12 protein-coding genes and 1 riboswitch are annotated in these 14,478 nt (G+C 75.9%); of the genes, 7 read left to right on the top strand and 5 right to left on the bottom strand.

Annotated elements, in window-relative coordinates:
* The first annotated feature begins 15 nt into the window (after nucleotides 1–15).
* The 5 genes from ABZ881_RS15810 (at nucleotide 16) to ABZ881_RS15830 (ending at nucleotide 7,212) form a co-directional block, all read left to right on the top strand.
* The gene (locus tag ABZ881_RS15810; protein WP_358485173.1) at nucleotides 16–1,659 is read left to right on the top strand and encodes an ABC transporter substrate-binding protein; all 1,644 of its coding nucleotides are present in this window, start codon (nucleotides 16–18) and stop codon (nucleotides 1,657–1,659) included.
* A 246-nt stretch (nucleotides 1,660–1,905) separates the two neighbouring features.
* A complete protein-coding gene (locus ABZ881_RS15815; RefSeq protein ID WP_358485174.1) occupies nucleotides 1,906–2,850 on the top strand; it encodes an ABC transporter permease in 945 nt (314 codons plus the stop codon).
* Nucleotides 2,847–3,635 carry an ABC transporter permease subunit gene (locus ABZ881_RS15820; protein ID WP_358485177.1) on the top strand — a complete coding sequence of 263 codons (789 nt, stop codon included), beginning with the start codon at nucleotides 2,847–2,849 and terminating at the stop codon, nucleotides 3,633–3,635. Before ABZ881_RS15815 ends, ABZ881_RS15820 begins: the two co-directional genes overlap by 4 nt.
* Nucleotides 3,636–3,700: 65 nt before the next feature.
* On the top strand, nucleotides 3,701–5,248 hold the full coding sequence (locus ABZ881_RS15825; RefSeq protein WP_358485179.1) for an ATP-binding cassette domain-containing protein: 1,548 nt from the start codon (nucleotides 3,701–3,703) through the stop codon (nucleotides 5,246–5,248).
* A 446-nt stretch (nucleotides 5,249–5,694) separates the two neighbouring features.
* Entirely contained in the window at nucleotides 5,695–7,212 is a 1,518-nt protein-coding gene (locus ABZ881_RS15830) for an ABC transporter substrate-binding protein (RefSeq protein WP_358485180.1), read from the top strand.
* A gap of 44 nt (nucleotides 7,213–7,256) precedes the next feature.
* Here ABZ881_RS15830 and ABZ881_RS15835 read toward each other — a convergent pair whose 3' ends face one another.
* On the bottom strand, nucleotides 7,257–8,003 hold the full coding sequence (locus ABZ881_RS15835; protein ID WP_358485182.1) for a class I SAM-dependent methyltransferase: 747 nt from the start codon (nucleotides 8,001–8,003) through the stop codon (nucleotides 7,257–7,259).
* A 240-nt stretch (nucleotides 8,004–8,243) separates the two neighbouring features.
* Here ABZ881_RS15835 and ABZ881_RS15840 point away from each other — a divergent pair, with 240 nt between their 5' ends.
* On the top strand, nucleotides 8,244–9,029 hold the full coding sequence (locus ABZ881_RS15840; RefSeq protein WP_358485183.1) for a class I SAM-dependent methyltransferase: 786 nt from the start codon (nucleotides 8,244–8,246) through the stop codon (nucleotides 9,027–9,029).
* Between the two features lie 37 nt (nucleotides 9,030–9,066).
* Nucleotides 9,067–10,281 carry an MFS transporter gene (locus ABZ881_RS15845; protein WP_358485185.1) on the top strand — a complete coding sequence of 405 codons (1,215 nt, stop codon included), beginning with the start codon at nucleotides 9,067–9,069 and terminating at the stop codon, nucleotides 10,279–10,281.
* Here the strand turns inward: ABZ881_RS15845 and ABZ881_RS15850 are convergent.
* The 4 genes from ABZ881_RS15850 to ABZ881_RS15865 are packed head-to-tail and all read right to left on the bottom strand — an operon-like array spanning nucleotide 10,244 to nucleotide 14,080.
* On the bottom strand, nucleotides 10,244–11,053 hold the full coding sequence (locus ABZ881_RS15850) for an ABC transporter ATP-binding protein (RefSeq protein WP_358485186.1): 810 nt from the start codon (nucleotides 11,051–11,053) through the stop codon (nucleotides 10,244–10,246). The genes ABZ881_RS15845 and ABZ881_RS15850 overlap by 38 nt on opposite strands.
* Nucleotides 11,050–12,087, bottom strand: a complete 1,038-nt coding sequence (locus ABZ881_RS15855) for an iron chelate uptake ABC transporter family permease subunit (protein WP_358485188.1) — start codon at nucleotides 12,085–12,087, stop codon at nucleotides 11,050–11,052. The genes ABZ881_RS15850 and ABZ881_RS15855 overlap by 4 nt, the downstream gene beginning before the upstream one ends.
* Nucleotides 12,084–13,079, bottom strand: coding sequence for an iron ABC transporter permease (locus tag ABZ881_RS15860; RefSeq protein WP_358485190.1), 996 nt, complete (start codon nucleotides 13,077–13,079; stop codon nucleotides 12,084–12,086). Before ABZ881_RS15860 ends, ABZ881_RS15855 begins: the two co-directional genes overlap by 4 nt.
* Nucleotides 13,076–14,080: an ABC transporter substrate-binding protein gene (locus ABZ881_RS15865; protein ID WP_358485192.1), complete on the bottom strand. Its 1,005-nt coding sequence runs from the start codon at nucleotides 14,078–14,080 to the stop codon at nucleotides 13,076–13,078. The genes ABZ881_RS15860 and ABZ881_RS15865 overlap by 4 nt, the downstream gene beginning before the upstream one ends.
* A 182-nt stretch (nucleotides 14,081–14,262) precedes the next feature.
* Nucleotides 14,263–14,467: riboswitch (cobalamin riboswitch) on the top strand.
* Nucleotides 14,468–14,478: the final 11 nt, after the last annotated feature.

The raw sequence follows: 14,478 nt of genomic DNA on the forward strand, positions 1-14,478 counted from the left end.
GGGCACCCTGGTGCGGTGGCCCTGACCCGTCGATCGTTCCTGCGCGTCACCGGTGCCGCGGCCGCACTGGCCGGGATCCCGGCGCTCGCCGCCTGCGGTGCCGCGGCCGACACCACCGCGCCGCCGCTCACCGTGGTGTTCGCCGGGGCCGGGCCGCTCCCGCCGCCGGACCCGCACCACGTCTGGCGGCCGGTGGACCGGGCCCGCGCCGCGGCCGTCGCGGACACGCTGCTGGTGTGGTCGCCGGAGATGCGCGTGGTGCCGCACCTGGCCGAGTCGGTGGAGCCGGACCCGACCGGCACCCGGTGGCGGGTCCGGCTGCGGGTCGCCGTCGCGCACGACGGGCGGCCGATCACCGCGGCCGACGCGCTGGCGTCGTTGCGCCGGATCGCCGACCCGGCCACCGGGGCGACCGCCGCCCCGCTGCTCTCCGGCGTCGATCTCACCGCCAGCCGGGCGGTCTCGCCGACCGAGCTGGAGATCGTCCTGGGCGCGCCGGACTTCCTGTTCCCGCTGGTACTGGGTGCGCCCGGGACCGGGATCGTGCGTGACGGCGACGGCGCCGCCCCGGTCGGCACCGGCGCCTTCCGGCCGCACCCGGTGGGCCCGGAGGTGCTGCTGCGCCACGACGGGCACTGGCTGGGCGCTGCGGCGTCGCCGGAGCTGCGGTTCCTGGTCGACGACGACGAGGAGCACCGCTTCCAGGCACTCGTCGAGGGCCGGGTCGACTACGCGCACGACCTGTTCCCGCACAGCGTGCGCCGGATCATGGGCCGGACCGGGACCCGGATCCTGTCCGCGCCCGGCTCGGCGACCCGGTTCCTGGAGGTCGGCAGCGGCCGGGCCGACCGGCTCGGCCGGGCCGATCTGGGCGGCGACGGGACCACCCCGGACGGCGGCCCGGCCGGTGCGCTGTTCGACGATCCGCGGCTGCGCGAGGCGGTGCGGCTGGGCATCGACCGGGAGGCGCTGGTCCGGCGGGTGCTGCTGGACCTCGGCGATCCCGGCGACGACCTGTTCGGTCCGGGCCTGGAGCACCACCCGGCGGACGTCCCGCCGGTCGTCCGCGACGTCGGCCGGGCCGCCGAACTGGTTGCCGCGGCGGGTGCCGCCGGGGTCACGGTCCCGCTGCTGTTCGATCCGTTCGATCCGCTGTCCCGGCCGGCAGCGGCGGTGATCGGCGAGCAGCTGGAGGAGATCGGGCTGTTCGCCGAGCCGCGCGAGCCGGACCCGGTGGGCGCGGAGCCGACTCCGGGGATCGCGTTCCGCCGGGTACCCGCGCAGCCGATCCCGCTGCACCTGCGCGCCGCGGCGCTGGGCAGCTCCCCGGTGCCGGGCCCGGACACCGGCAACGACAACGACGGCGGCGGCGACAGCGACACCGGACCGGACGGCGAGCCGCTCGGCCCGCCACCGGCGGAGCGGCCGTACGCGCCCCGAGCGGACGTCGCCCGGCTGCTGGCGGCCGCCACCGCCACCCCGGACGACACCGTCCGCGGGGACGCGCTGCGCCGGGCCCAGGTGCTGCTGCGCGACGCCGCGACCGTCTGGTCGGACGGCGACGAGCACGTCGGGATCTCCGCCGACCTGGACGGGGTGGAGGCGGCCCGGCCGGACACCGCACGCTGGGCCCGGTTCGACCGCGCCCGGCTGGGGTGAGGGCCCCTGCACCACGACCGCTCTTGAAAGGCCACCGTCGGCTGTGATCATGTTCAGCTGTTCATCCGACGGCAGTGGGGGTCCTGCGTGCTGCGCGCGTTCCGCGAGCTGACGGCGCCGGGCAGGCTGCCGGGGGTCGATCGCTTCGGCCCCGAGCTCAGCCGGCCGCCCACCGCCGCCGGGGACGGGGACACAGAACCGGGCGGCCGCCTCCTGGCCCGGTTCGACCGGGCCAGGACCGGGTGAGTGCACCGGCCGTGGCGCCGGGGCGTCCGGCGGATCGGGGTCGCCGGCGTTGCACTCGGTGTCGCGTCGGTGCTGGTCTTCGCGCTCACCGCGCTGTTGCCCGGCGAGACCGCCGAGATCGTGCTCGGTCCGGAGGCCACCGACGAGCAGGTGCAGCGGCTGCGGGCCGAGCTGGGCACCGACCGGCCTGCCGTCGAGCGGTTCGCCGACTGGGCCGCCGGGCTGGTGCGCGGCGATCTCGGGAACTCGCTGGTCACCGGCCGGCCGGTGCTCGAGGAGCTCACCCACCGGCTTGGTGCGACCGTGCTGCTGGGCGGCACGGCACTGCTGGTGACCGTGCCGCTCGCGGTCGGCATCGGGGTACTCGCCGGGCGCCGGCCCGGCCGGCCGGTGGACCGGGTGTCGACCGGCGTCGCCGCCGCGTTGCAGGCCGCGCCGGAGTTCGCGCTCGGCCTGCTGCTGGTCGGGCTGTTCTCGCTGCAGCTCGGCTGGCTGCCCGCCACCGCGGGCGGCGGATCGCTGCTCACCCCGGCGGTGCTGGTGCTCCCGGTCGCTGTGCTGGTCGTCTCCCAGCTGGGACGGCTGTCCCGGCAGGTGCGACTCGGCGTCGTCCAGGCGGACCGGTCGCCGCACGTCACGCACCTGCGCAGGCTCGGCCTGACCGAACGCGTCGTGCTGACCCGGCACGTGCTGCCCGGCGGGATCGCGCCGGCGCTGCAGCAGCTCGCCCGGGTCAGCGACGGGATGCTCAGCGGCGTCGTCGTGGTGGAGGCGTTGTTCGCGCTGCCCGGCGTCGGGGCCGGGTTCGTCCGGGCCGTCCAGCTCCGGGACGTGCCGCTCGTACAGGGCTACGCGCTGTTGTTCGCGGCGACGACGATCGTGGTCAACCTGATGGTGGACCTGGTGTCCGCACGGCTGACCCCGGTGCGGGAGGAGAACCCGTGACCGCGCTCGCCCTGCTCCTGGTGGGGGTCCCGCTGGTGCTCGCGCTGGCCGGTCCGCTGCTCGCGCCGCTGCTGGCGCCCGACGCCGAGCCGTCGCCGCTGCGGCCGCCGGGGCCCGTGCACCTGCTCGGCACCGATGCGCTCGGCCGCGACGTGCTGCAGCTCGCCCTGACCGGCGGCACGACCGTGGTGCTGCTGACCGCGGGCGCACTGGCACTGACCTACCTCGCCGGGGTGCCGCTCGGGCTCGCGCTGGCCGCGACCTCGCACCGTGGGCTCGCCGCGCTGTCCCAGCGCGCCCTGGACATGCTGCTGATCCTGCCGTCGCTGTTGCTGCTGATGGTGCTGGCCGGGACCGGGCGCCGCGGGATCGGCTGGCTGCTCGCCGCGGCCGCGGTGGTGCAACTCCCGGCGGTGGTCCGGCTGGTGCGCGGCGCGGCGGCCGCCCCGGCCCGGCGGGTGGCGCTGGAGACGATGATGCTGTCCGGCGAACCGTGGTGGCGGATCCACCTGCTGGAGACAGGCCGGTTCGTCTCCGGCGCCGTGCTGGTCGACGCCGGCACCCGCGCCGCGCTCGTGCTGACGCTGCTGGCGAGCGCGAACTTCCTCGGCATCGGGCTGCCGCCGGACGTCGTCGACTGGGCGGTGGTGATCGAGCAGAACACCGCGTCGCTGTTCCTCGCGCCGGCCGCGCTGCTCGTCCCGGCCGGGCTGCTGATCTCCCTCGCCGCCGGGACGAACCTGCTGGTGGACCGGGTGGCCGACCGGACGGGTGCCGTGACATGACAGGGGCTGCGACATGACAGAGCCTGCGCCATGACAGGAGCCTGCGCCATGACAGGAGCCGTGGCATGAACCGGCCCGGCCCGGCCGTCGTGCTCGAGATCCGCGGGCTCACCGCCACGGCGGGCGCGGCGGCCCTGCTCGACGACGTCGGGCTCACCATCGAGGCGGGCCGGGTACTGGCCGTCCTCGGCCCGTCCGGGGCCGGGAAGTCCACCCTCGGGCTGGCGCTGCTCGGCGAGTCGGACACCGGCGTCAGGCTCGGCGGCTCGGTCCGCACCAGCGGCACCGAGCTGCTCGGGCTCGGTCCGGCGGCGCTGCGGCGGGCCCGGGCCGGGCGGGTCGGGCACCTGCCGCAGCACCCGGGCGTCGTGCTCGATCCGGTCCGCCGGATCGGGCCGGTGCTCGACGAGCTGGCCGCGATCGTGCACGGCAGCGGCCGGGCCCGGCGGGCGGCCCGCACCGCCGCCGTCGACGACGCCCTGGAGCGGGCCGGTCTGGGCGCCGAGCCACGGCTGGCGCGCCGGTTCCCGCATCAGCTCTCCGGAGGACAGCAGCAGCGGATGGCGCTGGCCCAGACCCTGGTGACCGCGCCCGACGTCGTCGTGCTCGACGAGCCGACGACCGGACTGGACCCGGTCACCACCGACGCGGTGGTCGGGCGGCTCGCCGCCCTGGCCGCAGGCGGGACAGCACTGGTGCTGCTCACCCACGATCTGGACACCGCCCGCCGGCTGGCCGACGAGGTACTGCTGCTCGACGCCGGCCGGGTCGTCCGACGGGGTGACCCGGCCACCGTGCTCGGGCCGCCGGCACCACGACCGGCCCGGCCCGCTCCGCGCACGGCGGGCGCGCCGCTGCTCGTGGTGACCGGGCTGGGCGTCCGGGCGGCGGACGGCACCCCGCTGCTGTCCGGAGTGGATCTCACCCTGGAGCGGGGTGAGTGCCTCGCCGTCACCGGGTCGTCCGGTGCGGGGAAGACGACGCTCGGCCGGGCCCTCGCCGGACTCGCGCCGCACTCGGGGGACGTCGTCGTCGACGGCGGCAGCTACGGCAGTGGCAGCGGTGGCAGCGGTGGCAGAGGCGAAGGCAGCGGTGGCGGTGGCGGTGGCGGTGGCGGTGGCGGTGGAAGGTGCCGCGGCGGCGGTCGCGGCCGTCGCGCGGTGCAGTACGTGCACCAGGACTGCCGGTCGGCGTTCCTCGACCACCGGCCGGTGCTCGACCAGGTGGCCCGGCCCGCGGTGTTGCTGCGCGGGCTGCCGGTGGCCTACGCCCGGTCCGATGCCCGCGCCCTGCTGGAACGGTTGGGCCTGCCTGCGGAGACCGTTGCCCGGCGACCGGGCGGGCTGTCCGGCGGCCAGCTGCAGCGGGCGTCGGTCGCCAGGGCGCTCCTCGCCCGCCCGGCGGTGCTGATAGCCGACGAGGCGACGTCGGCGCTGGACGGCGCACACCGCAGGCTGCTGCTCGACGAGCTGGCCCGGGCCCGCCGCGACGACGGTCTGGCCGTGCTGCTGATCAGCCACGATCCGGCCACGCTCGCCGTGGCCGACCGGGTGCTGGCGCTGGCCGACGGCCGGATCGCCGGAGACGCGGCGGAGCCGGCGGGCGCCCGCTGAGAGTCGATCGCGGGGGCCGCCGAACCGCTCGGAACCCATGCGTCCGCGTTCCGCGGAACGCGGACGGCAGTGCCGGGGCCGCCCATCTCGACTCCGGGTACCCCCCGGCACAACCGGAGCCCTCCCGCCGCGTTCCGCGGAACGGACCCAGCGACACCCCGCCACCCATCTCCACTCCGGGAAACACGCCCCGGCACGGCCCGCCCCATCGCGGGCGCGATCCGCGGTGCTGCGGAACGCGTTCCGCAGCACCCGGGACAGCACGAACCACGTTCCGCGGAACGCTCGGCGAGCACGATCCGGCCTGGACCGTGCACCTGCCGACCGCGGTGAACGCCGTGAATGCGGGAACGCGGGTTCGGTCGCCGCGGCCCGGCGATTCGACCTTCGTCGGGTACGGCACACATCTGATTGGATGTTCAGGTGAGCGGGTTAAGGTCCGGTTCGTGACTCCAGACATCAGCCGGCGCGGGTTCATCGTGGGCGGCCTCGGGACGGCCGCGCTGACCCTCGCCGGCTGCGGCGGCTCCCCCGGATCCGGGACGGACCGGCTGCGGGTCGCCTTCGCCTCCGGTGGCTCCCAGGAGTCGCTGGATCCGCACGTGCTCCCGCTCTACGTCGACCAGGCACGCGCGAAGGCGTGCTTCGACACCCTCGTCGGCTGGTCCCAGGACATGACCCCGCAGCCGCGGCTCGCGGAATCCTGGGAGAGCGATCCCACGGGCAGCCGCTGGCGGATCGTGCTGCGGGACGCACGCTTCCACGACGGCGGGCCGCTGACCGCCGACGACGTCCTGCACTCGCTGCGGCGGATCGTCGATCCGGACACCACCGCGATCGCCGCCGCCCTGTTCCGCGACCTGGACCTCACCGCGTCCCGCGCGACCTCGGCCACCGAGCTGGAGCTCGTCCTGAACCGGCCGAACTTCCTGTTCCCCCTGGCCTGGGGTGCGCCGGGCACCGAGATCGTGCAGCAGGGCGCGACCGGCTTCGACTCCCCAGTGGGCACCGGGCCGTTCCGGTTCGGCTCGTTCAGCCCCGGCGGCCCCGCGCTCTACACCGCGTTCGACGACCACTGGGGCGGCAGGCCCGCGATCGGCGAGCTGGAGTTCCTGCCGGTCGACGACGAGGAGGCCCGGATCGGCGCGCTGCTGTCCGGCCAGGTCCACTACGCGCACGATCTCACCCCGGCCGGAGCCGCCCGGCTGGACGGCGACAGCCGCGCGAGCACACTGTCCGCACCGGCTGCGGCCAACCAGTTCCTGGTGATGCGGGTGGACCGTCCGCCGTTCGACGACGCCCGGCTGCGCGAGGCGGTCCGGTACGGCATCGACCGCGACGAGCTGGTCGGGGTCGCGCTGCTCGGCCGGGGCCGGCCCGGCAACGACATGTTCGGCCAGGGCCTGCAGTACTACCCGGACGTCGAGCAGGTCGTGCACGACCCGGACCGAGCCCGCGCGCTGATCACCCAGGCCGGCGCCCAGGGCCAGGCGATCGAGCTGCAGACCAGCGGCGCCGATCCGAACTTCGACGCCGCCACCACGATCGTCGCCCGGCAGCTCACAGCGATCGGGCTGCGGGTGAGCGCCCGCACGCTGCCCTCGGAGAACTACTTCAGGACCATCCGGGAGCAGGGCGTCTTCTCCCAGAACAGCACCGGATCGCTGCCGATCCCGGACTACATCGGCCGCCGGATGCTGACCAGCACCCCGACCTACGACTTCACCGGCTACCGCAGCCCGGAGATCGACCGGCTCTACTACGACGCCATCGGGACCGACGACGAGGCGGCCCGGGCCACCGGGTTCGGCCGGATCATGCAGCAGCTCCGTGCCGACTCCGGCGGCCTGGTGTGGGCGGTGCGGGACTGGAACGTCGGCGTCGCCGCGGAGGTGTCCGGTCTGGAGCCGGCCCGGCCCAACACCTTCGCCTGGGCCAACTTCGCCGGCGCCCGGCTCGGCTGAGAGCCCGGCGCCGCTCGGCCCGGCGCCGCTCGACACGGCCCGGCTCAGCGCAGCGCGACCAGCATCCGCCGGTCGAAGGTCTGGGTGAGCGTCGAGACCTCGGCGAACCCGGCCCGGCGCAGCGCGTCCTCCCAGGCCGGGAGCGAGGACCCGCCGGCGACGTGACCGGCGAACCGGCGCTCCCGCTCGGCGAACTCGGCGGCCAGCGCCGGCTCCGCCGACAGCGCGTCCCACCAGGTGCGGAAGTCCTCCCCGGTGGCTAGCCCGCGGGCCGTCCGCTCCTCGCGCAGTCGCCGGGTCAGTGCCGCGATCCTGGGTGCGGCCGGGTCGGCGAGGAGCGTGTCGACGTTCACGAACACCCCGCCGGGACGCAGCAGACCAGCCAGCCGGTCCGCGAGCGCCGGCAGCGCGGACTCCTGCAGCCAGTGCAACGCCGTCGCCGAGACGATCGCGTCGAACGGGCCGTCGAGCGGGTCGGGCCAGTCCGGGGCGGCGAGATCGGCGTCCACCCAGCGCACCCGGTCACCGGTGGTGCGCCGGGCGAGCTCGAGCATCACGGGATCGACGTCCACGCCGACGATCTCGGCGTCGGGGAACCGGGCCGCCGCCCGGGACGCCAGCGAACCGGGACCGCAGCCCAGGTCGAGCAGCCGTCCCGGAGCGGCATCGAGGCCGGCGACGGCGTCCAGCGCCAGCCCGAACAGCTCCTCGCGATCGGGGACGTAGCGCTCCTGCTGGGCGTCCCAGCGGCGCAGCCAGCCCTCGGCATCGAGATCGGCGGTAACCGGCAACTCGGTCCTCCCTCGGACGTGCCCGGCCGATCGGCCGGAACGGTGGGACAGGTGGCGCAGCGCGCCGGTCACCGCCGGACCGGTTCGGCCGGACGAGTACAGCACCGGCACCGCCGAACGGCACGAGCCGACCTCCCCGCAGCGGCGCGGACCCGGCGCCGGGACACGCTCCCGGTCGACGCGGGGCCCGGGCGTCACACATCCTTCCTTGTCGAACATGGATATCGATAGTGTTGGGCGATGACCGTTCCCGATGGGTACACGACCGCCATGCGCAGCCTCTGGAGCGGCGCGGACTATCGGCCCCTCTCCAGCCTGCTCGCCCCCGCCGCCCGCGACCTGGTCGACGCCGTCGTGCCCAGCCGCACGGAGCAGGTGCTCGACGTCGCCGCGGGCACCGGCAGTGCCGCCCTGGAGCTCCGGGGGCGGGGCGCCGCGGTGCTCGCGACCGATCTCGCACCCCGGATGGTCGAGCTCGGCCGGGAGCGGACCGCGGGGACCGGCATCGTCTGGCTGGAGGGCGACGCCGAGGACCTGCCACTGCCCGACGGCGTCGCCGACGTCGTCGTGTCGAGCTTCGGGATGATCTTCGCTCCCCGACCGGAGGTCGTGCTGGCCGAACTGCGGCGGGTACTCGTGCCCGGCGGGCGACTGGGGTTCACGGCGTGGACGCCGGACGGGTTCATGGGGCGGATGAGCGCCGTCATGCGGACACACACCGGCGCCCCGCCGGGGGTCGCGGACCCGCTGGACTGGGGGCGCCCGGAAGCCGTGGAGCGGAGGCTGTCCGGGTTCACCGGGATCCGGATCGCCGAACGCGGCCTCCCGTGGCACTTCGACTCGCCGGCGGCGATGACCACATTCCTGCGCACGCACTCCCCCGCGCACGCCGCCGCGGCGGCCGGGCTGGGCGAGCGCGCGACGGCGATGTTCGACGACATCGAGGCACTCGCCGGTGCACCGGACAGGCCGGTGCGGCTCGACGCCGGATATCTCGTCGTCGACGCGACCCTGCCGTCCCGCTGACGGTGCGCAACCCGACCACCCCGACGGAGGGATCTGCGTGCCCGGCTCCGATGCCGCCCTGCGCCGGTACCTGACCGCCCGCGTGGTGTCGGTCTCCGGCAGCCTGGTTGCCGCCGTCGCGCTGCCCGTGCTGGTCTACCGGCTGACCGGCTCGCCGGCCTGGACCGCCGCCGTCGCTGCCGTCGAGGCCCTGCCCTACCTGCTCTTCGGGCTGGTCGCGGGTGCGCTGGCGGACCGGGTGGACCGGCGCGCGGTGATGGTCGGGACCGACCTGGCGCAGGCCGTGCTGCTCGCCGGGATCCCGCTCGCCTGGTGGCTCGGCGTGCTCGGCCCGTGGCAGGTGCTCGCGACGGCGGTGCTGGCACAGACCTGCTTCGTGTTCTTCGACGCCGCCAACTTCGGCGCACTGCCCACCCTGGTCGGCGAGGCCCGGCTGACCGAGGCGTGGTCGCGGTTGTTCGGCGCCACCACGGTCGTCGAGCTGCTGGTGCCGCCGCTGGCCGGGTTGCTGGTGGCCGTACTCGCCCCGGCCGGACTGCTGGGCGTGACTGCACTGACCGCACTGACCTCGGCGCTGCTGGTCCGCTCGATCGCCGGCGCACTGTCGGTCCGGCGGCCGGGTCCGCGCACCCGGATCCGGGCCGACGTCGGTGAGGGGCTGACGATCCTGTGGCAGCACCGCACCATCCGCACGCTCACCCTGGTCGGGACCACGCAGGCGGTCGCCGGTGGCGCCTGGGCCGCGATGGCGGTGCCGTGGGCCGACACCGTCCTCGGTATCGCGCCGTCCGGCGATCCCCGGCTGGGGCTGCTGTTCGCCTGCTGGGGGATCGGCGGGCTGCTCGCGTCCCGGCTGGTCCCGCGGCTGACCGGGCGGCACGGCGGGGCCCGGCTGGCGCTCACCGCGCTGCCCGTCTCGCTGCTCTGCTCACTGCTGGTGGGCGCCGCGACGCACTGGATCCCGGCGCTGCTCGCCGCGGTCGCGTTCGGCTGCGCCTACTCGACCGTCGTGCTCAACGCCGTCACCTACCGCCAGCAGGTGTGCCCGCCGCACGCCAGGGCCCGGGTCAGCACCACCGCCCGGATGCTGTCCTGGGGTGTCGGCACCCCGGCCGGCGCGGCGCTGGCCGGCACCGTGGCCGTCGTCGGCGGGCCCCGGGCCGGGCTGCTGGCCGGTGCCGCCGTGCTCGCCGCCGGGGTGGCGCTCGCCTGGCTCAGCCCGGCGCTGCGGACCGCGGCCCGGGCGTCGTGACGTCGAGGTAGTGGCAGGTCAGCCGGCCCTCCCGACGGGAGACCCCGCCGCGGACCCCGAACACCTCGGCCAGCAGGCCGGCGTCGACGACCTCCTCCGGGGTGCCGTCGGCGTGCACCCGGCCCTCGCGCAGTGCGATCACCCGGTCCGCACAGCGCGCGGCCTGCGCCAGGTCGTGCAGCACCGCGACGACGGTCAGGCCGCGCTCGCGCTGCAGCTCGCGGACCAGGTCCAGCACCTCCAGCTGGTGACGGACGTCGAGGTAGGTGGTCGGTTCGTCGAGCAGCAGCACCGGCGCGTCCTGGGCGAGTGCCAGCGCGAGCCGGACCCGCTGCCGCTCCCCGCCGGAGAGGAGCTCGACCGGGACGTCGGCCCAGGCCAGCGTGCCGGTGGCACGCAGCGCCTCGGTGGTGACGGCGTCGGCGCCACCACCGAGCATCCCGAGCGGGCCGCGCACGGCGTAGCGGCCCTGCGCGACGAGTGCCCGCACCGTCACCCCGCCCAGCGGCGGCATCGACTGGGGCAGCACCGCGATCCGGCGCGCGGTCTCGCGGCGGGACAGCGTGGCCAGGTCCCGGCCACCGGCCGACACTGTGCCGCCGTCGGGCCGGTGCAGTCCGGCGAGCACCCGCAGCAGGGTGGTCTTGCCGCAGCCGTTGCGACCGACCAGCGACGTCCACTGTCCGCCGCGCACCCCGAGATCGACGCCGTCGAGCACGGTGCGCCCGTCGAACGCGACCCGCACGCCGCTCGCCAGCAACGGTTCGTTCACGACTCCCCTCCCAGCACCGCACGCGAGCTGCGGCGCACCAGCACGATCAACACCACCGCACCGGCGACCGCGGTGACGGCCCCGGTCGGCATCCCCAGCGGACGGTCCCCGGTGGGGGCGAGCGCGGTCACCGCCTGCGCGACGACGTCGGCGGCGGCGACGGTCGCCGCACCGGCCAGCGCGGCGCCCGGCACCAGCAGGCGCGGGTCCGCACCGGCCAGGCCGAGCACCGCCCGCGCCAGGTGCGGGGCGAGCAGCCCGACGAAGGCCAGCGCCCCGGCGACGGCCACCGCGCCGGCCGTCGCCAGCACCGCGACCAGCACGACGACGCTGCGCCACGGCCCGACCGCGAGCCCGACACCGCAGGCGTGGTCGTCGTCGACGGCGAGCAGGGCCAGTACCGGCGCGAGCAGCGCCGCCGCGACGAGCACGACCAGCGCGACCGGCCAGACCGCGCTCCAGTGCTCCCAGCCGCGGCCGTTGAGCGACCCCACCAGCCAGCGCACCAGCGACCCGGCCAGCTGCGGCCGGGCGGTGAGCAGCAGCAGCGTCCCACCGGCGAGCACCGCCGAGACGACCACGCCGGACACCGCCAGCCGCAGCGGATCGGCGGTGCCCGGACCGGCTGCCCGGCCGGCGAGCAGCCACAGCACACCGCCGCCGAGCGTCCCGCCGAGCACGGCGACGGCGAGCACCCCGATCGGGCCGGCGACCGCACCGCCGGCCAGGGTCGCCGCGACCGCGCCCAGCACCGCGCCGGAGCCGACCCCGGTGACCTCCGGCGAGGCCAGCGGATTGCGCAGCACCGACTGGAGCACCACACCGGCGACACCGAAGCAGGCGCCCGCGGCGAATCCGACCAGCACCCGGGGCATCCGGAGGCCGATGACCAGCTCGCGGGCCGACGGATCGCCGATCCCGGCGAGCGCAGACACCGCGTCCATCGGGGACACCGCGGTGCCGACCAGCAGGCCGGCCGTCCCGGCGACGGCGGCACCGGCGGTGAGCAGCAGCAGCCGCAGCAGTGCCGTCACGACGGCCCCACCTGCACCGGATCGGCGGGCCGGGGACGCCGGCGTCCGGCCAGGAGCAGCCCCCCCAGCACGACGGCGACCACCGCGGTCAGCCCGCCCACCGGCAGCTCCACCGGGTACAGCACGGTCCGGGCCGGCAGGTCCGCGGCCACGACGAGCACCGCCCCGGTTCCCGCGCAGGCGACCAGCCGGGTGAGCGGTGCGGCCGCCGGACGGAACCGGAGTACCAGCTGCGGCGCCAGGAAACCGACCCACGCCACCGGGCCGCACGGGCCGACGACCGCGGCCACCAGCAGGCATGCCACCGCCAGCACCCCGATCCGGGCGGTCGCGGTACGCAGCCCGAGCACCGATGCGGTGCCGTCGCCGAGCCGCAGCAGGCCCAGCGCCGGCAGCGCGAGCACCGCGAGCCCGAGCCCGATCGCGAGCCCGGGCAGCACCGTCGCGACCGTCGGCCAGGTGGTGCCGGTGAGCGAACCGAGCAGGTAGCGGACGAGCACCCCCTGCTCCTGCGAGCCGGTGAGCGCGACCGCGGTGAGCAGCAGCGCCTGCAACGCCGCGCTCACCCCGGCCCCGATCAGCAGCACGGCGGCCGGTCCGACGGCCCCGCGCACCGCGAGCAGGGTGAGCAGCGCCCCGGTCGCGGCACCGGCGATCGCGGGCAGCAGCGGCGAGAACGGCATCGCGGCACCGGTCACGATCGTGATCGCCACCGCGGCCGCCGCGCCGGAGGAGACCCCGAGCAGCTCGGGGACGGCGAGCGGGTTGCGCAGCGCGTCCTGCAGCAGCATCCCCGCGGTCCCGAGCGCGATCCCGGCGAGCGCGCCCAGGACGAGCCGGGGCGCGCGCAGCTCGGTGACCACGACGTGCTCGATCCCGGAACCGGACCCGAGCACCGCCGGCAACTGCCACGGCGGCACCGACGGCGTGCCCAGGCACAGCGTGGCGACCACGAGCGCGGTCCCGGCGGCCACCAGGAGCGCGATCCTCACCTGCCCGGCACCACGGCCAGCGACTGCTCGACGATCGCGCCCAGGCTGCGGGTGCCGCGCCCGCTGCCCCACAGTCGCGGGTCCATCTCGTGCACCGCACCCTGCTGCACGGCCGGGACCTGCTGCCAGACCGGGTTGTCGGCGAGCTGGTCGGTCAGCGTGCGGTCCTCGGCGGAGAACAGCAGTGAGAAGGCCAGTACGACGTCGGGCTGCCCGGCCAGGATCTCCTCGACGTTGTAGGCCGACCCGGACTCGACGTCCGCGCTGCGCGGTGCGAACGGGTAGTCGTAGAGCTGGGCGAGCAGGTCGCCGTTGACCGATGCGGTGGTGTCGACGCCGATCGTGTCGGCGCTGCCGTACATCAGCACGACCGTCCGGTCGGCCTGCCCGGTCTCCCGGGTGGTGTCGACCGCGTCGGCGAGGATGCCGCGGAACCGCTCCTCGGCCGCCACCGCCTCCGCGGTCCGGCCGGTCAGCGCCCCGAGCGCCCGCAGGTAGCCGACCGAGTCCTGCCAGGTCGACGGCTCGACCGTCCACAGCGGCGCGAACTGCTCGATCGCGGAGCGCAGCGGATCGTGCACCCCGCCGAGCCCGATCACCAGGTCCGGATCCAGGGCGGCGATCGACTCGACGTCCTCGCTGCCGAAGCTGCCCGCGACGGTCGGAACCTGCGCGGCCGCCGCCTCGCCGAGCAGCACCGGGTTCGCGAGCAGCGCGGGCGTCGAGGTACCGGCCGGGGCGATGCCGAGCTCGACGAGCATGTCGTCGCACAGCCCGGTGATGCAGACGATCCGCTCCGGCGGGGTGGGCAGCGACAGCTCGGTGCCGTTCGGGTCGGTGACGGTGCCGGCGGGCTCCAGCGGTGCCGCGGCGCGCTCGATCCGCGGCGCGGGCCGCTCCCCGGCGGCCGGATCGGTACCCGGCCCGGCGGCTCCGCATCCGGCGAGCACCGCGAGCAGCGCGAGCGCCGGGACGAGCGGGAGGATCCGTCGAATTCTCATGTCAGAAACAGTAGTCATTTTCATCTAGCCCCCGAAAGGGGGACGATCATCACCGGTCCGAGTGGCCGGCACGAGCCTCTCGCGGCGACCCGCCGGGGCCGACCTGCACCGTTCACCGGCGGTGACGATTCGTCGCACACACCGACTCCTTGGGGTCTCGAACGGCGGCGGCCCCAAGATGTAGTGTCCGGTTCGCTGGTGGTTCACCGGCCCGCCTGGGCCGGTGAGACAACAGGGAACCCGGTGCGAATCCGGGACTGCCCCGCAGCGGTGAACGGGAACGACCGCCGTCAACGAGCACTGGGAGCGATCCCGGGAAGCGACGGCCAGTAGGAGCGTGCACGACGCCCGTGAGTCCGAAGACCTGCCACCGGTGCGCCCGCCGCCGGCGTGCGCAG

The sequence above is a fragment of the Pseudonocardia sp. NPDC046786 genome, assembly GCF_040645415.1.
Lineage (GTDB): Bacteria > Actinomycetota > Actinomycetes > Mycobacteriales > Pseudonocardiaceae > Pseudonocardia > Pseudonocardia kongjuensis.

What these genes read in the sequence shown, in the direction of transcription:
- ABZ881_RS15825 (WP_358485179.1), top strand. Translation starts at nt 3,701, where the DNA reads ATGAACCGGCCCGGCCCGGCCGTCGTGCTCGAGATCCGCGGGCTCACC.
- ABZ881_RS15840 (WP_358485183.1), top strand. Translation starts at nt 8,244, where the DNA reads ATGACCGTTCCCGATGGGTACACGACCGCCATGCGCAGCCTCTGGAGC.
- ABZ881_RS15865 (WP_358485192.1), bottom strand. Translation starts at nt 14,080, where the DNA reads ATGAGAATTCGACGGATCCTCCCGCTCGTCCCGGCGCTCGCGCTGCTC.